This window comes from Pseudomonas sp. R15(2017) (assembly GCF_002112685.1).
Lineage (GTDB): Bacteria > Pseudomonadota > Gammaproteobacteria > Pseudomonadales > Pseudomonadaceae > Aquipseudomonas > Aquipseudomonas glycinae.
The window spans coordinates 76989-97505 of the sequence record NZ_NEII01000002.1 but is presented as its reverse complement, the minus strand read 5'-3'; the positions used below and the strand labels follow the sequence as shown (position 1 = coordinate 97505).

The window sequence follows — 20517 nt, the reverse complement described above, 5'->3', positions numbered from 1 at the left end:
TCCCACGCGGAGCGTGGGAACGATCATAGAGGTCTAACGCCCGCCGCCGAGATCGACGAAAGTCCCGGTGGCATACGAGGCCTTGTCCGACAGCAACCAGACAATTGCCTCAGCCACCTCATCCGGCCGTCCGCCCCGGGCCATCGGGATCGCCGACTCCAGCTTGCTGACCCGATCCGGATCGCCGCTCAAGGCGTGGAAATCGGTATAGATGTAGCCCGGACGCACCGCGTTCACCCGAATCCCCTCGCCCGCCACCTCCTTTGACAGACCGATAGTGAACGTATCCAGCGCGCCTTTGGACGCTGCGTAATCGACGTATTCGTTAGGCGAACCCAGCCGCGCGGCGACCGAAGAAACGTTGACGATGCTGCCGCCCTGCCCGCCGTGTTTGGGCGACATGCGCAGGATCGCGTGCTTGGCACAGAGAATCGGCGCCAGCACGTTGGTTTTCATGATTTTGAGAATGCGGAATTCGGACATTTCGTCGACCCGGGATTTCTGCCCCACGGTGCCGGCGTTGTTCACCAGGGCAGTGACCCGGCCCAGCTCTGTGTCGACCCGATGAAACAGCGCGATCACTTCGTCTTCGATACTGACGTCAGCACGGACGGCAATGGCCGTGGCGCCGCGTTCCCGAACCTGATCGAGCACATGGTGGGCGGCCTGTTCGTCCGTCTGGTAATTGATGCAGATCCGATAGCCTTGCTCGGCAGCCAACAGCGCGGTGGCGGCGCCAATTCCACGACCACCGCCGGTGATCACAATGACTTTATCCATGCTGGCCTTTCCCCCGATACACACGTAACAGTCGGGGCAAGAATAACCGTCATTGCAGGGTTTTGCATGACCTGCGATTAGCGGCTCAGCTCACCGCCAATGGTTTGCCGCGCGCGACATCCTGCAGAAAGCGATCCGCCGGCATCGGGTGACCGAGCAGATAACCTTGCAGTGAATCGCAGCCCAGTTGCGTGAGGAAGTCCTGTTGCGAGTCGGTCTCCACTCCTTCAGCCACGATGCGCAGACCGAGTGCCTGACCGAGGGCGACGATTGCCGAAACGATCGCCGCATCGTCGCTGTCATGTTCCAGATCACGGACGAAACCGCGATCAATCTTCAGCTCGTTGGCCGGCAGGCGCTTGAGATACATCAGGCTGGAATAGCCCGTGCCGAAATCGTCGATGGACAGATCGACGCCCATGTCGGACAGCTCCTGCAACACCGTCATGCTCGCATCGGCGTCGCTCATGGCGGTGGTTTCGGTGATTTCCAGGGTCAGGCTGTTGGCCGGCAAATGGTGGGTGGCCAGGGCCTTGGCCACGCTGCGCACCAGTCCGGCGTGGCAGAACTGCAACGCCGACAGGTTCACCGCGATCCGCCATTCGGTGTGGCCCAGTACATACCACTCGCGCATCTGCCGGCAGGCTTCGTTGAGCACCCACTCGCCAATCGGAATGATCAGACCGGTTTTCTCTGCCAGATCGATGAACGTGTCCGGCATCAGCATGCCGTGAACCGGATGCTCCCAGCGCAACAACGCTTCGGCACCGACCGGGTGACCGTCAGCGGCGTGGAATTTGGGTTGGTAATGCAGGCAGAACTCGCTGTGCTCCAGTGCTGCCCGCAGGTCCTGCAACAGTTGCAATTGCTTGCGCGCGTTACTGTTCATCGAAACGTCGAAGAAGCTGTAACCATTCTTGCCGCCGCCCTTGGCGTGGTACATCGCGGCATCAGCGTTCATCAACAGTTCCTGGGCGCTCTCCCCGTTGCCGGGGTACAGGGCGATGCCGACGCTGGCAGAAATCTGCAGCTCATGTTCGGCGACCCGGAACGACTGTGCGATCAGGCCGACCTGACGTGCCGCCAGGCCCAGTGCATCGTTGGGTTCGGCCAGACGCACCAGCAGGACAAACTCGTCGCCGCCGATCCGCGCCAGCGTGTCGAGGCTGCGCAAATCTTCACGCAAGCGCACCGCCACTTCGCGCAGCAACTGGTCCCCCATGTGGTGACCGAAAGCGTCATTGACCGGTTTGAAGCCGTCCAGATCGATGAACATCAGCGCAAAGCAGCCACCCTGCTCATTGACCTTTTTCATCGCCTGATTGATCCGGTCGTCCAGCAACATCCGGTTCGGCAGGCCGGTCAAGGGGTCGTGCAGGGCCAGTTGGGTGAGTTCGCGGTTGGCCACGGTCAACGAATGGGCCAGATCAGCCGTGCGGGCTTCAAGACGCGCGTCGAGAATCGAAGTCAGCAGCGCAATGGCCAGTACCGCCAGCGTGGTGATCAGCACCAGATTGTCGAGGCCGTTGCCGTTCAGGCCACCGAGCGCCGCACCGCAGAAACTGCCGTCGGGAAACCGCGCCGCCGCCATCCCGGTGTAGTGCATGCCGACAATCGCCACGCCCATGACAATCGCCGCACCTGCGCGAAACAGCCGCACGTAAGGTGATTGCTGACGCAGGCGGAAGGCGATCCACAACGCTGCTGCCGAGGCGCCGACGGCGATCAACAGCGAGGCGCCAAACAGCGTCGGATCGTAGTCGATGCCCGGTTGCATGCGCATCGCGGCCATGCCGGTGTAGTGCATGGCGCTGATGCCGGCGCCCATGATCAACGCGCCAAAGGCCAGCTGCCAGGCCGGCAGTTTCGGCTGGCTGACCAGCCACAGGGCAAAACCGCAGGACAGCACGGCAATCAGCAATGAGAGCGCCGTGATTGAAATGTCGTAACCGAGGCTGATCGGCAGCTTGAATGCCAGCATGCCAATGAAGTGCATCGACCAGACGCCGATGCCCATGGCAAACGCCCCTCCGGCCGTCCACAAATGCACGGCGCGGCCCTTGGCAGTAGCAATGCGCCCGGTGAGGTCGAGCGCGGTGTAGGAAGCGAGGATCGCCACACACAGCGAAATGAAAACCAGCGTGAAGGAATAGCTACCGATGAGCATGAGGATTCTCGTGACCACCCCGCCGTACTGCGTCCGTTCTCGGCGGGGCCAAATGCGGCGATTGTACTGATTGCGCGGAAGAACGCACTGACAAAGTAATCAAATGGCCATCAAGCCGATGAAACGCTTGTTTGATCGTCTGACAAGACTCTGGAGTGCTGCTTTGACAGAGCGTCCGCCCTCGCCCGCAGATCGTTCCCACGCTCTGCGTGGGAACGATCATGGCGCTGCGTCAGCGGTTATCAGTGGTTTCCAACTGCCCATCCCACCCACCACCCAACGCCGCAATCAACTGCACGCTGGCAATCAAACGGCTCTGCAACACGTTCAACACACTGCGCTCGTTGCTCAACGCCGTGGCCTGCACCGTCACCACGTCGAGATAAGCAATCACCCCGGCCTTGTACTGATTTTCGGTCAGGCGCAACGAATCCCGTGCCGCTTCGAGGGCTTCCTGACGCACGGCCGCTTCATCCTCGTAAACCTTCAACTGCACCAGATAGTTTTCCACTTCGCGGAAACCATCGAGCACGGTCTGGCGGTATTTGGCCACGGTCTGGTCGTACACTGCCTCGGTGCGATCGACTTCGGCCGAGCGGATGCCGCCATCGAACAGCGGCAGGGTCATTTTCGGCCCCACCGACCAGAAGCGGTTCGGCAGGCTGATCAGGTTCTGCGAGGTACTGCTGCTGTAGCCGCCGCTCAGGCTCAGGCTGAAATCCGGGTAGTACGCAGCCTTGGCCACGCCGATGTTGGCGTTGGCAGCGATCACCGAGCGCTCCGCCGAGGCAATGTCCGGACGGCGTTCGAGCAACTGCGACGGCAGGCTCAGCGGGATCTGCGGGAGCTTGGGAATGTCCTGAGTCTCGGCAATGTTGAATTCGGCAGGCGGCTGGCCGGTCAGTACCGCGATGGCGTTTTCGAACTGCGCCCGTTGCCAGATCAGGTCGACCAGATCGCCCTGGGTGGTTTTCAGCTGGGTCTGTGCCTGCGCCACCGCGTCACGCCCGGAAACCCCGGCGTTGTATTGGTTCATGGTCATTTTCAGCGAGCGCTCGTACGCCGCCACTGTCGATTCGAGCAGGCGTTTCTGCTGATCGATCACCCGCAATTGCAGGTAGTTCTGCACCAGCTCCGACTGCTGGCTCAGACGCATCGCCGCCAGATCGGCGTAGCTCGCCTGGGCACTGGCTTCATTGGCTTCCAGGCCCCGACGCAATTTGCCCCAGACATCGGCTTCCCAACTCACGCCCAGTTGCGCGTTGTACGTGTCACGAATGCCGCTGGAGGAACTGCTCAGGCTCGAACTGCTGCTGCCGGTGCCCTGGCTGGAGCGGGTCTTGCCGGCACTCAGATCAACGCTCGGATAAAACGCCCCGCGTGCACTGCGCACCAAAGCCTGGGCCTGACGGTACTGGGCCTCGGACTGGGCGACGGTCTGGTTGGAGCTGTTGAGCTTCTCGATCAGTTGGTTGAGCTGACGATCGCCATACAGCTCCCACCAGGCGCCGCGTGCCAGGGAATCGCTCGGATTGGCCTGACGCCAGCCTTCGGCTTCCTTGTACTGGGCGATTTCGGCGGTCTGCGGGCGCTGGTAGTCCGGGCCGACGGCGCAGGCACTGAGCATCGCCACGCACAGAGACAGGCTCAGCAGACGCGAGCCGCGGACACTGGCCAGTTGGATAAGCGAACGGTCATTCATAGCGGAGTTTCCAGAGCGGCATCGGTGCGCACGCCACGCCACCTGTTGAAACGATGGCGCAACTTGTCGAGATAGAGGTAAACCACAGGCGTGGTGTAAAGGGTCAGCACCTGACTGAAAATCAGCCCGCCGATGATGGTCAGGCCCAGCGGTTGGCGCATTTCCGCGCCTTCGGCCCGGCCCAACAGCAACGGCAACGCGCCGAGGATCGCCGCCAGCGTGGTCATCAGGATCGGCCGCAGGCGTTGCAGACAGGCGCTGCGAATCGATTCCAGCGGCGCCATGCCTTGATGGCGTTCCAGTTGCAGCGCCAGGTCGATCATCAGGATCGCGTTCTTCTTCACCACCCCGATCAACAGGAACAGCCCGAGCAGCGAGATCAGGCTGAACTCGCCGCCCAGCACATAGATCGACAGCAACGCGCCGACCCCGGCCGATGGCAGCGTCGACAGAATCGTCAGCGGGTGAATGTAGCTCTCATACAGCACGCCCAGCACCAGATACACCGCCAGCAGCGCACCGAGGATCATGAACGGCTGGCTCTTCTGGGTGGCGGCGAATGCATCGGCGGTGCCGGCCATTTTCACGATCACGTCTTCCGGCAGACCAAGCCTGGCAATCGCCCGCTCGATGGCGGCACTGCCCTGCTCCACCGTCACGCCTTCGGCCATGTCGAAGGAAATGCTCTCGGAAGCAAACTGGCCTTCGTGACTGACCCGGTCGTCTTCCAGGCTGTTTTCATAATGAGCGAAAGTCGACAGCGGAATCCGCGCACCGTCGGCGGTGATCACCTGAACCTGCTTGAGCGTCACCGGATCCTGGGCGTATTTCGGATTGACCTCCATCACCACCTGATACTGGTTGAGGCTGTCGTAGATCGTGGAAATCTGCCGCTGGCTGTAGGCGTTGTTGAGCACCGCCGTGACCATTTCCATGTCCACGCCCAGGCGTTTGGCCTGATCGCGGTCGACAATCAATGTCACCTGCTGCGCGCCCGCGCCTTCCCGGGCGTCGATGGCCGTCAGCTCGGGCAAGGCCCTGAGCGCGGTGACCACTTTCGGGTACCACTCGCGCAACTCACCCAGATCACCGCTTTGCAGGATGTAGCTGTACTGCGAAGTGGTCTGCTCGCGACCGCCGCCGAACTGCAAGTCCTGGTCGGCCATCAGCATCAGTTGCGCACCGGCCACCTTGGGCATTTCCTTGCGCAGACGCTCGATGACCTTCTGTGCCGAGATATTGCGCTCCTTGATCGGTTTCAGGCGCACCAGCATGAAGGCGTTGTTGGTGCCGTTGGTGCCACCAATGAACCCGGCCACACTCTCGACCGCTTCGTCCTTGAGCACGGCGCGGCGGAACGTCTCCATTTTCGGCTGCATCACACTGAACGACAGGCCGTCGTCACCGCGCACGAAACCGATCAACTGGCCGGTGTCCTGCTGCGGCATGAAGGTCTTCGGCACCACCACATACAGGGCGACGTTCACTCCGACGGTGATGATCAGGCTGAGCAAGGTCAGGCGACGGTGGCGCAATACCCAGTCGAGGCTGGTGGCGTACTTGCCGACCATCCAGTCGTTGGTGCGGCGGCTCCAGCGTTGCAGGCGGTTTTCCTCACCCGGCTTATGGGGTTTGAGCCAGCGGGCGCAGAGCATCGGGGTCAGCGTCAACGAAACCACCAGCGACACCACGATGGCCGCCGCCAGGGTGATGGAAAATTCGCGGAACAGGCTTTCGATGATCCCGCCCATGAACAGGATCGACAGGAACACCGCCACCAGCGAGACGTTCATCGACAGCAGGGTAAACCCGACTTCCTTGGCCCCGAGGTACGCGGCCTTCATCGGCTTGACGCCTTCGTCGATGTGCCGGGAAATGTTCTCCAGCACCACGATGGCGTCGTCCACCACCAGCCCGGTGGCGAGGATCAGCGCCATCAGCGACAGGTTGTTCAGCGAGAATCCGTAGAGGTACATCACCGCAAAGGTGCCGACCAGCGACACCGGCACCGCCAACGTCGGAATCAGGGACGCGCGGAAATTACCGAGGAACAGGAACACCACCAGAATCACCAGGGCCACGGCAATCAGCAGGGTCATTTCCGCTTCGTGCAAGGTGGCCTTGATCACCGGCGAGCGATCCATCGCCAGGTTCAGTTTGACGCTGGCCGGCAGTACCGCCTGCAACGCTGGCAGCTGCGCCTTGATCTCGTTGACCGTCTCGATGATGTTGGCGCCGGCCTGACGGTTGATCACCAGCAACACCGCCGCGTCATCGTTGAAAAAACCACTGTTGTAGCGGTCTTCCACGCCGTCGCTGACCTTGGCCACATCTTTCAGGCGCAGGGCCGCGCCGCCGTTGTAGTGGATGATCAGCGATTCGTAATCCTTGGCTTTCTCCAGTTGATCGTTGGCCTGGATCTGCCACAGACGCTGATCGTCCTCGACCGAGCCCTTTGGCCGGCGCACGTTGGCTTCGGCGATGGTCTTGCGCACATCGTCCAGCGCCACGCCGTACTGGTTCAGCGCCTGGGGTTCGAGTTCGATGCGCACCGCTGGCAACGAGCTGCCGCCGATCTGCACTTCACCGACGCCCTGCACCTGAGACAGGCTCTGGGACAGGATGGTCGAGGCCAGGTCATAGAGCTGGCCTTTTTCCAGTACGTCCGAAGTCAGCGACAACACCATGATCGGTGCCTGCGACGGGTTGACCTTCTTGTAGGTCGGCATGCTGCGCATCCCGCTCGGCAGAAGGTTGCGCGAGGCGTTGATCGCCGCCTGCACTTCCCGCGCCGCGCCGTTGATGTCGCGGTCGAGATCAAATTGCAGGATGACCCGGGTCGAGCCCTGGCTGGAACGACTGCTCATGGTGTTGACGCCGGCGATGGCGCCGAACGAGCGCTCCAGCGGCGTGGCCACGGTGGACGCCATGACCTCCGGACTGGCGCCGGGCAGGCTGGCCTGCACCACGATCACCGGGAAATCCATTTGCGGCAGCGGCGACACCGGCAGCAGGCCGAAGCTCACACCGCCCAGCAGCATGATCGCCAGGCTCAGGAGCATGGTCGCCACCGGGCGCTTGATGAAAGGACCGGACAGGTTCATGGCTGTTCCACCGGCTCCACGGCCGAAGGAGCACGGCCCCAGCGCCGGCCGAGACGATCGAAGTACAGGTAGATCACCGGGGTGGTGAACAGTGTCAGCACCTGACTCACCAGCAACCCGCCAACCATCACCAGACCCAGCGGTTGACGCAATTCAGCGCCGGAGCCGGTGGCCAGCATCAACGGCACCGCGCCAAACAGCGCCGCCAGCGTCGTCATCAGAATCGGCCGGAAACGCAACAGCGCCGCCTGATAGATCGCCTGCTCCGGCGCCATGCCCTGGGTGCGTTCGGCGTCGAGGGCGAAGTCGATCATCATGATCGCGTTCTTCTTCACGATACCGATCAGCAGAATGATGCCGATGATCGCGATCATCCCCAGGTCATTGCCACTGAGCAGCAACGCCAACAAGGCCCCGACCGCCGCCGACGGCAAGGTCGAGAGAATGGTGATCGGGTGAATGTAGCTCTCGTAGAGCACGCCGAGCACGATGTACATGGTCACCACCGCCGCCAGAATCAGCAGCAAGGTGCTCGACAGCGATGCCTGGAACGCTTCGGCGGCGCCCTGGAACTGGGTCTGCACGCCGATCGGCATGCCGATGTCCTTCTGCACCTGCTCAATGATGTCCACCGCATGCCCCAGCGCCACGCCGGGTGCGAGGTTGAACGACATCATCACCGCCGGGAACTGGCCGATGTGGGTGATCGCCAGTTGCGCCTGCCGTTCCTCGACGTGGGCCAGGCTCGACAATCGCACCTGACCGCCGTCGGTGGTCTTGACGTGAATCTGATCCAGCGCCTGCGGGCCGATCTTCTCCCCGGCCTGAGCCTGCAGCACCACGCGGTACTGACTGGCCTGGGTGTAGATGGTCGAGATCTGCCGCTGGCCGAACGCGTCGTACAGCGCATCGGTGATGTTCGACACCGACACGCCCAATCGTGAAGCGGCGTCGCGGTCGATCACCAGGAACACCTGCAAGCCCTTGTCCTGCAAGTCGCTGGCGACGTCGGTCAGTTCCGGGCGCTGGGCCAGGGCCTCGACCAGACGGCCGCTCCACAGGCTGAGCAATTCGGAATCCGGCGACGACATGCTGAACTGGTATTGGGTACGGCTGACGCGGTCTTCGATGGTCAGGTCCTGCACCGGCTGCATGAACAGGCGGATGCCCACCAGTTTGTCCAGTTGCGGTTGCAGGCGGGCAATCACTTCAGTCGCCGTCAGATCCCGCTGGCCATGGGGCTTGAGGTTGATCAGCAACCGACCGCTGTTGAGCGTGGCGTTGTCGCCGTCGACACCGATGTAGGACGACAGGCTTTCCACCGCCGGATCTTCCAGAATCACCTTGGCCAGCGCCTGCTGACGCTCGCCCATGGCGGCAAAGGAAATCGACTGCGGCGCTTCGGAAATGCCCTGGATCACCCCGGTGTCCTGCACCGGGAAGAAGCCCTTGGGCACCACCATATAAAGGAACACGGTCAGGGCCAGTGTGCCGATGGCCACCAGCAGGGTCAGCGGCTGATGCTTGAGCACCCACTGCAACTTGCGCCCGTAAGCGGCGATCATCCAGTCGATGAACGCACCACTGGCGCGGTAGAAACGGCCCTGCTCATGTGCTTCCGGCTCACGCTTGAGCAGACGCGCGCACATCATCGGCGTCAGGGTCAGCGAGACCACCAGGGAAATCAGGATCGCCACCGCCAGGGTGATGGCGAATTCGCGGAACAACCGCCCCACCACATCGGCCATGAACAGCAGCGGAATCAGAACCGCAATCAGCGACAGGGTCAGGGAAATCAGGGTGAAACCGATCTGCTTCGCGCCCTTGAGCGCGGCCTGCATCGGACTGTCGCCCTCCTCGATGAAACGCGCGATGTTCTCCAGCATCACGATCGCATCGTCGACCACGAAACCGGTGGCGATGGTCAATGCCATCAGCGTCAGGTTGTTGACCGAGAAACCGGCCAGGTACATCACGCCGAACGTACCGATCAGCGACAGCGGCACGGCCACCGACGGAATGATCGTCGCACTGGCGCGGCGCAGGAACAGGAACGTCACCATCACCACCAGCGCAATGGCGATAAGCAACTCATGTTGCACATCGGTGACGGAGGCGCGGATGGTCTGGGTGCGGTCGGTCAGCACGACCACGTCGAGACCGGCCGGCAGGTTGTCGGTGATGCTCGGCAGCAGTGCCTTGATCCGGTCGACCACCTCGATCACGTTGGCGCCCGGTTGACGCTGGATGTTCAGCAGAACAGCCTGATTCTGGTTGGCCCACGCCGCCAGACGCTCGTTTTCGGCACCGTCGACGATCTGCGCGACATCCTTGAGCCGCAGCGGCGCGCCGTTGGCGTAGGCCAGGATCAGGTTGGCGTAATCCTTGGGCGACGTCAGCTGGTCGTTGGCGTCGAGCATCGACACCCGGGTCGGGCCGTCGAAGTTGCCCTTGGGCTGGTTGACGTTGGACGCACTGATCAGCGTGCGCACGTCCGACAGGTTCAGGCCATTGGCCGCGAGGGCCTCCGGATTGACCTTGATCCGCACCGCCTGACGCTGGCCGCCGGCGATGCTGACCATGCCGACGCCGCTGATCTGGGCGATTTTCTGCGCCATGCGCGTATCGACCAGATCATTGAGTTTGGGCAGCAGCATGGTTTTCGAGGTGATGGCCAGGGTCAGCACCGGGGTGTCCGCCGGGTTGACCTTGTTGTACACCGGCGGCGCCGGCAAGTCGGTCGGCAACAGGTTGGTCGCGGCGTTGATCGCGGCCTGCACCTGCTGTTCGGCGACGTCCATGTTGATGTCGAGGCTGAAACGCAAGGTCAGCACCGACGCTCCGCCGGAGCTGGTCGAGGCCATTTGCGTCAGGCCCGGCATCTGCCCGAACTGGCGTTCCAGCGGCGCGGTGACGGCGCTGGTCATCACGTCCGGACTGGCGCCCGGATACAGGGTCATGACCCGGATGGTCGGGTAATCGACCTGCGGCAAAGCCGAAACCGGCAGCAGGCGATACGCGATCAGACCGGCCAGCACGATGGCCAGCATGCTCAGCGTGGTGGCGACCGGACGGAGGATGAACAGGCGCGAAATGTTCATGCGCCCTTCTTGGCCTTGTCAGTGACCGTGGCGTCAGGCGCGGTGGCGGCGGACTTGCCTTGCAGGTGTTCGGTCGGGGTGGTCGGCACATCCTTGCTCTCGTTGACCACTTCCACTTCGCTGCCTTCCTTCAGGCGGTCGGTGCCTTCCAGCACCACCCGGTCGCCGGCCGCGAGGCCTTCGGTGACCACCGTGTTTTCGCCGTCGCTGGCACCGATCTTCAACTGGCGGATGGTGACTTTCTTGTCACCGTCCAGCGCGTAGACGAAAGTGCCGTTGGTGCCGAACTGAATGGCCGCCGACGGCGCCAGCACCACACCCTTCAAGGTGTCAGCCAGCAAGTGAACGTTGACGAACTGGTTGGGGAACAGCGACTGATCGCGGTTTTCGTAGCGCGCCTTGAATTTCAGCGTGCCGGTGGTCACGTCGATCTGGTTGTCGAGGCTTTGCAGCACGCCAGTGGCCTGCAGTTTGGTGTCGCCGCGATCCCAGGCTTCGGCCGGCAGTTTGGCGCCGCTGCGATAGCGGGCGAGCACGGTGTCCAGACTATTTTCCGGCAGGGTGAAGGCGACACTGATCGGTTGGGTCTGAGTGATGACCGCCAGGGAGGTCGTGTCGTTGGCCGCCACGAGGTTGCCGACGTCAAGTTGACGCAGGCCGACGCGACCGGCGATCGGTGCACGGATCTTGGTGAATTCGAGATTGAGCTTGGCGTCGTTGACCGCCGCCTGATTGGTTTTCACGGTGCCGAGGTATTGGCCGACCAGCGCTTCAGCGGTGTCCAGCGTCTGCTTGGCGATGCTGTCTTCCTTGTACAGGCCGCGATAGCGCTCGACGTCGACCTGAGCGTTTTTCAATTGCGCCTGATTCTGCAGCAAGGTGCCTTCGGCCTGGAGCAAGGCGTTCTGGTACGGGCGCGGATCGATCTCCGCCAGCAGGTCGCCGGCCTTGACCATCTGCCCTTCCTCGAAATAAATCTTCACCAGTTCGCCACCGACCCGGCTGCGCACATTGATGGTGTTGAGCGCCGTCACCGTGCCCAGGGCCTTGTAGTACAGCGGGAAGTCCCCGGTGACTGCCGGCGCCACGCGCACCGGAATCGGCCCCGCAGCGCCGCCGAAGCCCGGACGCATCATCCCCGAACGACCGGTGTGGCCGGCCTGCGCCTTCTCGCCGCCCTCCTTGTGGGTCGAACCGGACGGCCAGAATTTCCAGCACAGACCGGCAATGACCAGCAGGACAAGCAGGCTCAACAGCCAGCGACGGGAGTTTCGGGAAGACGATTGCATGGACTGATTAACCATTGGGCGCGTGGGCTTCTTTTACGGGAGGCTGAACGATAAGCACTGGCCGGGATTTAGCAAAGCAGCTTTACCGGCAATTTACCTTCCACTTACGTTTCAAGGTGTGAGGCAAAACACTGATACACAAATGAAAACGGCCTGGACAGGGCCAGGCCGTTAACAATTGTAAAGCGCTTGTTTCAGAACACTTATTTCAATACAGCCAGTGCCGCATCGTAGTCAGGCTCTTCTGCAATTTCCTTGACCAGTTCGCTGTGCAGGACGTTGTCGTTTTCGTCCAGAACAACCACCGCACGGGCGGTCAGGCCTTTCAGCGGGCCGTCAGCGATGGCCACACCGTAGTTCTGAATGAACTCGGCGCCACGCAGGGTCGACAGGTTTTGTACGTTTTCCAGGCCTTCGGCACCGCAGAAGCGAGCCTGGGCGAACGGCAGGTCAGCCGAGATGCACAGCACCACGGTGTTGGCCAGCTCGTTGGCCTGGGCGTTGAACTTGCGCACGGAAGTGGCGCAGGTCGGGGTGTCGACGCTTGGGAAGATGTTCAGCACTTTGCGCTTGCCGGCGAAGTCTTTCAGGGTGACGTCGGACAGATTGCCGGCTACCAGGGAAAAGGCTGGCGCCTTGGAACCGGCTTGTGGCAGTTGGCCGTTGACTTGAACCGGGTTGCCTTTGAGCGTGACTTGAGCCATGAACGGAGTCCTTCTTAACGTTGTTGGGAAAGCATGCAAGAGGCGGAAGTTAACCACGAAATTGTCCGACGACCTATGCCTGAACCGAAATTGTCATGTGTTGGCACACAAAACTGGATACACGCTCTCCAGTGCCGGCCACAGCCGTGTGTCCAAAGGAAGTGAAGCTTGTGAAAGCGACAATCTGCGGCTTTTCTTTAACGACCTGTCGATTCAGACCCCGGCCGTTCGACTAAGCCATGAATCCTTCACTCACCTGCGGAGAAACACCATGCGCTTCATGATCATTGTCAAAGCCAGCCACGACTCCGAAGCCGGCGTGATGCCCAGCGAGCAATTGCTGACCGAAATGGGCAACTACAACGAACAGCTGGCCAAGGCCGGTATCCTGGTTTCTGCCGACGGCCTTCACCCCAGCAGCAAAGGCGCCCGCGTGCGCTTCAGTGGCGAAAACCGCAGCGTGATCGACGGCCCGTTCGCCGAGACCAAAGAGCTGATCGCCGGTTACTGGATCTGGGACGTGAAATCCAAAGAAGAAGCCATCGAATGGGTCAAGCGCTGCCCGAATCCCATGCCCGGCACTGAATCGGAAATCGAGATTCGCCAGGTGTTCAGCGCGGAAGATTTCGGCGCCGAGTTCACGCCGGAACTGCGAGAGCAGGAAGAACGCATACGCGAGCAAGCCAAAAAACACTGAGCCCCCCGAATCGAGAACGTGAGCATTTTCTGCATGGCCGAAGACGACTGAGCAAGACACGGGGACTTTTCGACGCGAAACAGGTAGGGTGCGCAACATCACAATGCCACCACTGGATCGCGTCGCGGGTTTTATGGAGTTGTCATCGCAATGAGTTGCTGGACCGTCCTTGGCCTGTCGGCCGACGCCGATGTGCGCGCTATCAAACGCCAATATGCCGTCCTGCTCAAACAGACCCGCCCCGACGACGACCCCGAGGGCTTCCAGCGGCTGCGCGATGCCTATGAGCAGGCGCTGGCGTACAAGGAATGGCAGCAGTATCACGAGCAGAATCAGGATGAAGAGCAGGAACAGGGCATTGAAGAATCCTGGGACCTGAGCGGCCTGACCGTGGTCGAGGTCGATGCCCTGCAATTGGCGACCCGTTCGCTGGACGGGCTCAGCGTTGAAGAGCTGAATCATCGCCATGCCGTCACCCTCGAACAGGGTTGCGCGCATTTCTTCGAAGACACGGTGCTGCATCATTGCATTGAACACCCTGAGACTTCGCAGACGCTGGTGGACTGGGCCATCCCGACCTTCTTCTGGTTCAGCGCCTGGCAACGCCTCGAGCTGGACGAGATATCGATCGACCTGTTGCTGGATCAACAACGCGCGCGTATTGCGCAACCGATGCGTGATGCCCTCGAACGGGAAGACGTTGAAGGTTTCCTCCAGGCCTACGAGCGTTGCGGGGAGCACAACTGGCTCGCGAATGCACTGCAACAGGAATGGTTCAACCGGATGCTCAGCCATTTGCTGCTGGATGCGCCAGTCTGGTCTCCCGAGCTTTTCGAACGGGTGCGCGCCGGTCAAGGCTGGCACGGCTGCACCGCAAATCCCTGCCCTGACGGAGAATGGCAACGCCTGCTGGCTCGTCAGAATGCGCCGCTTTTCCTGGCTCACCAGCAACAACTGGCCACGGAGCCCGCCGTCACCCCCGAGCACCGCGCCGCCCGCCTGCTGCTGGGCACCGGCTCGTTCAGCGCCCGCCGCGCACTGGCCCGACGCCTGCACGAGGACGACTGGGCGCAGTGCCGCAAGTTGAGCTCCGAGCTTTACGCCAACCACCCCAAGGTCTGCGCACAGATGCCCGGCGGCACAGCGTTTTTCTGGCGCGACTGGGAACTGAGCTTCAATGACTGGCCGACCTACGTGGGCGTGGTGCTGGCCTGCCTGATCGGCGCGTTCACCCATTACATTCCGCTGGGCATTCGCCTCAGCGGGCTGATCAATATCGTCATGATCTCGACCGTGGTGTTCGGCGTGATTGTGGCCGGGCTCAATTGGCTGGTGCACAACGTTGCCCATCGCGTATGGCGGCTGGATGACCGGCTCAGCGCTGGCCTCTGCCCGCGCTTCCTCAAAGACTCGCCGCCATTCGGCGTACTGCGCGACTTCATGCCCGGCGCGCTGATGGTGGCCGGGCTCGGCTGGTTTTTCGGCCCGATTGCCGGCGTGGTGTACGCCGCGACCCTGGCGACCTTCGGACTGGTGCGCCGCTGGCAGTCCAGGCCCCGGGTGTCCTGGGAAGAGAGCCGTCCGGCCATGAAGGTCGGCGTGACGATCTTCGGCATTCTGGTGCTGGCCCTCGTGCTCGGCGTATTCAAAGTGGTCGCCAGCCAAGGCACGGTCAATCGCAATCAGGGCCTGCAACCCTGGACCGAACGCCTGTGCAGTCGCTTGCCGGCCACCACCGCCGAATGCAGCGCACCGGCCACCGTCGAACAGTGGTACGGCAAGGAGGCCCGCCCATGAGCTCGAGAATGATGTTTTGCCTCGGTATTTTCTTCGCGCTGGTGATAATGGCGCTGACGAGTGCGACCCGTCCTTTCCTGCAACTCGATCTCTGGCTGGACGGGCGCGATGCGCCGGTCACCGCCCAGGCCAATGCCCTGAGCCCGGTGATCGCCTGCGTCAACCGGATCGACGTGCAATGGCGAGCGGCCTACGACCGCTACAAGAACCCTCAACCGCCCTTGCCCCGCGACCAGCGCTGGTTGAAGAGCCTCAATGATTTCGACGACAGCGACGCATTCAATGTGCGAGACATTCAGCGCGATGTCTGCGGTCAGGGCCTCACGGAAAAACTCGAACTGTTGGCCTGGCAGCCTGAACTGGCGCGACAAACCAACGAGTATGTCCAGGCACTGACTCACGTCACGACCATCATTGCACCCACGCGGTTTTACCGAGAGGCGAGTTTCGTCTCCAGCTCGCAACAGCCCTCCACTGGAGAGCTGGCGGCGATCGAGCGCGTTTCACAGGAATACATCGGTGCTTCCACGGCTTTGCGGCAAAGCCTGCTGTCCCTCGATGCCGCGCAGCGTCCCGAACAGCTCAAGCTGATCGAAGCGCGTCTGGGCAGGGACATTCACTGGTACTTGCTGGCGTACATGATTCAGGCGCGGGAGACCGTCGACGTGCTCGACGAAGCGATGAAAAACCGCACCCTCACTCCGAAATTGTTGGCCGATACCACCGCGAAGCTGCAACAGGCCTGGAACCGCCGCGAACCCTGGCTCGCACCGCGCACGGGTGGATTCCAGAACAAGACCGATGCCGCACGGGACCTGTGGCTGCGCATCGGCGAGCCGGGGCAAAACTATCTTGAGGCATTGAACACCCTGCAAGCCGACTGGCACAACCACGCCAAGCCCGAACGTTTGAGCGAGGACTACTACGCCGTGACCCGCCGTTACGACGGTTTGCTCAGCCATTACAACCGACTGGCGCGCGCCAGCTTCTGACGCCGTGCGCACGCCGGATCGCCCTCAGGGACGACCCGGCGTGCCGGTCTTACTTGGCCTTGAGCTTGAGGTAGGACTGATGCAGATCCGAGGCCCAGCCATCGATCACGCTTTTCACGTCATCGGCCTTCATCACCTGCGAATCGTTTTCCAGCGGTTTGCCGGTGCCTTTGCGCACCACCTGCGCCGCCACCTTGTTGGTGCCGCCATCGAGGAACACCGCTTCGGTCGCCAGCGTGGTTTCCTGATCGCGAATGCCGCTGGCGGTGCTGACCGCTGCCGCCACCAACGCCACCGGAATCACTTCATAGGCATGCAGGCCTTCGGTCTTGCTGCTGACGGCGGTGATGGCCGCGCGCACCACAATCACACCCGGCCCGGGGCCCGAGGCCAGCGGCAGGGATTTGCCCAGTTCACGCTTGAGCGCCTGATCGTAGTAGCTGGTGATGCCGTTGAGGGTCTGCTGCGGAATCTTCACGGTGGGTTGCGGTTTGGGATAGAGCTGGGTCGGTTCGACGTAGAAGCTGGTGAATTTGCCGATGTCGACTTTCGGGTCGATCCAGCGCATCACTTCGGCCCCCGACGGGGATTTGGCCTCCCTCAGCTGGCTGTAGTCCTTGAGGAAGCCTGAGTACTCGTCGGGTGCGACGGTTTTGCTGGAGCAACCCACCACGCCCAGCGTGGCAATGCACAGGGTGCTCATCATTACGGCTAGCTTCATGCTGTAACTCCTGTCGGAAGGCCGAATTTATTGCGTCGGGGGAGTTACAGGTATAGCTAAATTCGCGCCGTTTGCGATCAGAAACCCCAATATTGCACAACGTCAGTTCCGGACCTTTGAAAGGTCCGGACCATCACGGGTGCTCAAGGCTTTCTTCTACCAGCTCGAAGTCTCGCCACTCCTCAACGCCATTTCCCGCCGGCTGTTGGCCCGCATCGCCTTGATCAGCGATACCGTGCCCACCAGCAAAATCGCCGCACCGAACAGAAAATCAATGTTGTACAGCTGGAAATCCTGCACCGGCCCCACCAGCACCGTGCGCACCACGCCGATTCCCACCAGCGTGGCGAGGAAGTCGATCCCCGGTTCATCGCGGTAGAACACCAGCAGCAACGGCAGGCACAGCACCAGCAGCATCAACAGCACCACGACCTTGAACGAGCCTTTGCGCTCGACGCTGAACGCGCATTCGTGGGGGCCGTAGGCCTTGTAATCCTCGTCGCGGATCATCGAGTTTTTCTCGTTGATGTAGTCGGCGCGGTTGTACTTCTGGATCGGCGTGAAGGTGTTGGACATCTCCATCAGCGTGGTGATGTTCTTGAAGCGCAGGTCGATGCGCTCGCTGCCCTTGAGGTAATACAGCACCGGTTTGTAGCCGTAGCGATAGGTGTCGAAGGGAAATTCGGTGACCCGGCCCTGGACGCTGATCGGGCGCGATTCTAGTTCGGCGAAGGCGCTCTTGTCGGTCGAGGCCAGGTTGCGGCTCAGGGGCAGGACTTTCACCTGTTCGAGGAAGATCGGCGTGACACCGAACGACCACTGCAAAGGTTCCAGGCGCAGACGCAGTTCGTTGCGGCCCAGGTCGTAGCGGTTGAAGGTGCGCTCGGAGACCACCACCGCGCCGCTGAGCATGAACTCGCCGCGCAGGTTGTTGGTGATGCGCAGGGTCAGCTGATCCTTGCCCAGCAGCGCCGCTTCGGTGTTCGGCGGCGTGCCGCACCACGCGGTGCTTTCGCCGACGCCACCGAGCTGACCGCCACGGTTTTCGTTGAATACGTAGATGTAACCGGCCCACAGCGTCACCATCAACAGCAACGCGGTGATGCCCAGAATTTTTTTGCCCGGACTCACTGATCAGACTCCCTTCTTCGTTCCGTCGTCCAGCCGAAAACCCGCTGGCGACGGGGACTCTACCAAAAGGCCACCATCGACCCAAGGAAAAATCCCCGATTCATCAGGGTTCTAAGGGTTTCCCCTGCATCACCGGCGCCGGAACAACGGTCGCGGCTCGATCACCGAGCGCCCGTACAACACGCTCATCCCGGCCAGGCCCTTGAGCGCATCCTCGGCGGATTTGTCCTCGCGCACGGCGAAGCTGTCGAAACCGCACTGGCGCATGTGGCTGAGCTGGTCGCGCAGTACATCGCCGATGGCGCGCAACTCGCCTTTCCAGCCGAAACGACTGCGCAGCAGATAGGCCTGGCTGTAGGCGCGGCCGTCGCGAAAGCTCGGGAAGTCGAGGGCGATCAGGGGCAGCGAGGCCAGCCATGGCAGCAGGCTTTCAACGCCGTCGTCCGGGCCCAGCCAGACCGCGTGAGTCGAGGGTGATTCGAGCCAGTGGGCCAGCGGCAGAATCAACATTTCAGTACTGTCAGCCGTTTCGGGCGAGCGGATCAGCGTCCACGGATCATCGAGCACGATCCGCGCCCCACTCGCCTCCATGCGCAACAGATTGTTCATGCCGGCACCTCCAGCGCTTTCGGGTAGACCCGTTCCTTGAACGGCTCCAGTCCGATGCGCGCCACGGTATCGACGAACAGTTCTTCGGCCTCGCGATAACGGACGAAGGTGCCGATGATCCGCTCGATCACCTGCGGCACTTCGGCGGCGCTGAACGACGGGCCGATGACTTTGCCCAGTGCGCTGTTTTTGCCCTGCGCGCCGCCGAGGGTGATCTGGTACCACTCGCTGCCGTTTTTATCGACGCCGAGAATCCCGATATTGCCAATGTGGTGATGGCCGCAGGCGTTCATGCAGCCGGAGATGTTCAGGCTGATGTCGCCCAGATCATGCAGGTAATCGAGGTTGTCGAACCGCGCCTGAATCGCCTGGGCAATCGGGATCGATTTGGCGTTGGCCAGCGCGCAGAAATCACCGCCGGGGCAAGCAATGATGTCGGTCAGCAGACCGACATTGGCGGCGCCCAGCCCCTGCTCTTTCGCCAGTTGCCACAACGCGAACAGCTCGGACTTGGGCACGTCCGGCAAGACGATGTTCTGCTCGTGGGCGATGCGGATTTCGCCGAAGCCGAAACGCTCGGACCAGTCGGCCACGGCCTGCATCTGCGCATCAGTCACGTCCCCCGGCGGCGCGGCCAGGCCCGGTTTGGTCGACAGCACCACGCTGGTGTAGCCCGGCACTTTATGCGGTTGCACGTTGCGCGCGACCCAACGGGCGAACGCCGGGTTCTCCGCCAGGTGCGTGCCGAAATCCAGATCGGTGCCCGCCAATGTACGATAGCTCGGCGGCACGAAAGCACTGGCGACCCGCTGGTATTCATCCTCGGTCAGTTGCGCCGGGCCGTCCTTGAGGTGTTGCCATTCCTCCTCGACCTCTTTGGCGAACGCTTCGATACCCAGCGCCTTGACCAGAATCTTGATCCGCGCCTTGTACTTGTTGTCGCGCCGGCCGTGGCGGTTGTAGACCCGCAACACCGCCTCGACATAGGACAGCAAGTGTTGCCACGGCAGGCCATCGCGAATTTGCAGACCGAGAATCGGCGTGCGCCCCAGACCGCCGCCGACGATCACCCGCAGCAGCATCTGGCCGTCGCGACCGGGGTAAAGGTAGAGGCCGATGTCGTGCATCATGATCGCCGCGCGATCCTGCGTCGCCGAGCAGATGGCGATCTTGAACTTGCGCGGCAGGAACAGGAATTCCGGGTTGATCGTTGACCATTGCCGCAGGATTTCGGCCAGCGGACGCGGGTCGATCAGCTCGTCCGCCGCGACCCCGGCAAAGGCTTCGGTGGTGATGTTGCGCACGCAGTTGCCCGACGTCTGGATCGCATGCATGTTGACCTGCGCCAGACGTTCGAGAATGTCCGGCACTTCGTGCAGTTCGATCCAGTTGAACTGCATGTTCTGCCGGGTGGTGAAGTGGCCGTAACCACGGTCGTAATCCCGGGCGATGCTCGCCAGTGTGCGCATCTGTTCGGCGCTCAAGGTGCCGTAGGGAATCGCCACCCGCAGCATGTAGGCGTGTTTTTGCATGTACAGGCCGTTCTGCAGGCGCAGCGGCAGGAACTCTTCTTCGCTCAACTCCCCGGCCATGAAGCGCTCGACCTGATCGCGAAACTGCGCAACGCGCTCGAACACCAGCGCCCGGTCGTAATCATCGTATTGATACATGCAGCGGCTACCTCATCAGTTTTGATCACGGTCAAAACACAGGATTTTTTACG

General features: G+C 61.8%; 14 protein-coding genes. 3 read left to right on the top strand and 11 right to left on the bottom strand.

The annotated features are described in order from the left end of the window. Positions 1 to 33 precede the first annotated feature (33 nt). The 7 genes from CAF77_RS04060 to tpx form a co-directional block, all read right to left on the bottom strand. Positions 34 to 780, bottom strand: coding sequence for an SDR family oxidoreductase (locus CAF77_RS04060; protein WP_039772394.1), 747 nt, complete (start codon positions 778 to 780; stop codon positions 34 to 36). Between the two features lie 85 nt (positions 781 to 865). Next, positions 866 to 2947, bottom strand: a complete 2082-nt coding sequence (locus CAF77_RS04055; RefSeq protein WP_064381818.1) for a bifunctional diguanylate cyclase/phosphodiesterase — start codon at positions 2945 to 2947, stop codon at positions 866 to 868. A gap of 232 nt (positions 2948 to 3179) precedes the next feature. Next, positions 3180 to 4649 carry an efflux transporter outer membrane subunit gene (locus CAF77_RS04050; protein WP_064381819.1) on the bottom strand — a complete coding sequence of 490 codons (1470 nt, stop codon included), beginning with the start codon at positions 4647 to 4649 and terminating at the stop codon, positions 3180 to 3182. Continuing rightward, positions 4646 to 7753: an efflux RND transporter permease subunit gene (locus tag CAF77_RS04045; RefSeq protein WP_064381820.1), complete on the bottom strand. Its 3108-nt coding sequence runs from the start codon at positions 7751 to 7753 to the stop codon at positions 4646 to 4648. Before CAF77_RS04045 ends, CAF77_RS04050 begins: the two co-directional genes overlap by 4 nt. After that, entirely contained in the window at positions 7750 to 10854 is a 3105-nt protein-coding gene (locus CAF77_RS04040; protein ID WP_007955054.1) for an MdtB/MuxB family multidrug efflux RND transporter permease subunit, read from the bottom strand. Before CAF77_RS04040 ends, CAF77_RS04045 begins: the two co-directional genes overlap by 4 nt. After that, a complete protein-coding gene (locus CAF77_RS04035; protein ID WP_064381821.1) occupies positions 10851 to 12158 on the bottom strand; it encodes an MdtA/MuxA family multidrug efflux RND transporter periplasmic adaptor subunit in 1308 nt (435 codons plus the stop codon). The genes CAF77_RS04040 and CAF77_RS04035 overlap by 4 nt, the downstream gene beginning before the upstream one ends. Before the next feature lie 188 nt (positions 12159 to 12346). Continuing rightward, positions 12347 to 12847, bottom strand: a complete 501-nt coding sequence (gene tpx / locus CAF77_RS04030; protein WP_064381822.1) for a thiol peroxidase — start codon at positions 12845 to 12847, stop codon at positions 12347 to 12349. 271 nt (positions 12848 to 13118) lie between these two features. On the opposite strand from tpx, the gene CAF77_RS04025 reads away from it, so the two are divergent. From CAF77_RS04025 to CAF77_RS04015, 3 genes are all read left to right on the top strand, one after another. Further along, positions 13119 to 13544 (top strand): YciI family protein, encoded by a 426-nt coding sequence (locus CAF77_RS04025; RefSeq protein ID WP_085654060.1) that lies wholly within the window; start codon positions 13119 to 13121, stop codon positions 13542 to 13544. Positions 13545 to 13694: 150 nt separating this feature from the next. Further along, the gene (locus CAF77_RS04020) at positions 13695 to 15341 is read left to right on the top strand and encodes a J domain-containing protein (RefSeq protein ID WP_064381824.1); all 1647 of its coding nucleotides are present in this window, start codon (positions 13695 to 13697) and stop codon (positions 15339 to 15341) included. After that, on the top strand, positions 15338 to 16333 hold the full coding sequence (locus CAF77_RS04015; RefSeq protein WP_085654059.1) for a DUF3829 domain-containing protein: 996 nt from the start codon (positions 15338 to 15340) through the stop codon (positions 16331 to 16333). The genes CAF77_RS04020 and CAF77_RS04015 overlap by 4 nt, the downstream gene beginning before the upstream one ends. Before the next feature lie 49 nt (positions 16334 to 16382). Here CAF77_RS04015 and CAF77_RS04010 read toward each other — a convergent pair whose 3' ends face one another. The 4 genes from CAF77_RS04010 to CAF77_RS03995 all read right to left on the bottom strand — a co-directional run bounded on the left by CAF77_RS04010 (position 16383) and on the right by CAF77_RS03995 (position 20464). Further along, complete coding sequence (locus CAF77_RS04010; protein WP_011333935.1) at positions 16383 to 17054, bottom strand: DUF3313 domain-containing protein; 672 nt, start codon at positions 17052 to 17054, stop codon at positions 16383 to 16385. Between the two features lie 156 nt (positions 17055 to 17210). Continuing rightward, positions 17211 to 18185, bottom strand: a complete 975-nt coding sequence (locus CAF77_RS04005) for a hypothetical protein (RefSeq protein ID WP_064381826.1) — start codon at positions 18183 to 18185, stop codon at positions 17211 to 17213. 129 nt (positions 18186 to 18314) lie between these two features. Continuing rightward, entirely contained in the window at positions 18315 to 18794 is a 480-nt protein-coding gene (locus tag CAF77_RS04000) for a DUF934 domain-containing protein (protein WP_064381827.1), read from the bottom strand. Then, positions 18791 to 20464, bottom strand: a complete 1674-nt coding sequence (locus CAF77_RS03995) for a nitrite/sulfite reductase (protein WP_064381828.1) — start codon at positions 20462 to 20464, stop codon at positions 18791 to 18793. Before CAF77_RS03995 ends, CAF77_RS04000 begins: the two co-directional genes overlap by 4 nt. Positions 20465 to 20517: the final 53 nt, after the last annotated feature.

Coding starts and splice junctions, on each gene's coding strand:
- CAF77_RS04050 (WP_064381819.1), bottom strand. CDS start 4,649: ATGAATGACCGTTCGCTTATCCAACTGGCCAGTGTCCGCGGCTCGCGT.
- CAF77_RS04035 (WP_064381821.1), bottom strand. CDS start 12,158: ATGGTTAATCAGTCCATGCAATCGTCTTCCCGAAACTCCCGTCGCTGG.
- tpx (WP_064381822.1), bottom strand. CDS start 12,847: ATGGCTCAAGTCACGCTCAAAGGCAACCCGGTTCAAGTCAACGGCCAA.
- CAF77_RS04000 (WP_064381827.1), bottom strand. CDS start 18,794: ATGAACAATCTGTTGCGCATGGAGGCGAGTGGGGCGCGGATCGTGCTC.
- CAF77_RS04025 (WP_085654060.1), top strand. CDS start 13,119: ATGCGCTTCATGATCATTGTCAAAGCCAGCCACGACTCCGAAGCCGGC.
- CAF77_RS04040 (WP_007955054.1), bottom strand. CDS start 10,854: ATGAACATTTCGCGCCTGTTCATCCTCCGTCCGGTCGCCACCACGCTG.
- CAF77_RS04055 (WP_064381818.1), bottom strand. CDS start 2,947: ATGCTCATCGGTAGCTATTCCTTCACGCTGGTTTTCATTTCGCTGTGT.
- CAF77_RS04010 (WP_011333935.1), bottom strand. CDS start 17,054: ATGAAGCTAGCCGTAATGATGAGCACCCTGTGCATTGCCACGCTGGGC.
- CAF77_RS04015 (WP_085654059.1), top strand. CDS start 15,338: ATGAGCTCGAGAATGATGTTTTGCCTCGGTATTTTCTTCGCGCTGGTG.
- CAF77_RS04045 (WP_064381820.1), bottom strand. CDS start 7,753: ATGAACCTGTCCGGTCCTTTCATCAAGCGCCCGGTGGCGACCATGCTC.
- CAF77_RS03995 (WP_064381828.1), bottom strand. CDS start 20,464: ATGTATCAATACGATGATTACGACCGGGCGCTGGTGTTCGAGCGCGTT.
- CAF77_RS04060 (WP_039772394.1), bottom strand. CDS start 780: ATGGATAAAGTCATTGTGATCACCGGCGGTGGTCGTGGAATTGGCGCC.
- CAF77_RS04020 (WP_064381824.1), top strand. CDS start 13,695: ATGAGTTGCTGGACCGTCCTTGGCCTGTCGGCCGACGCCGATGTGCGC.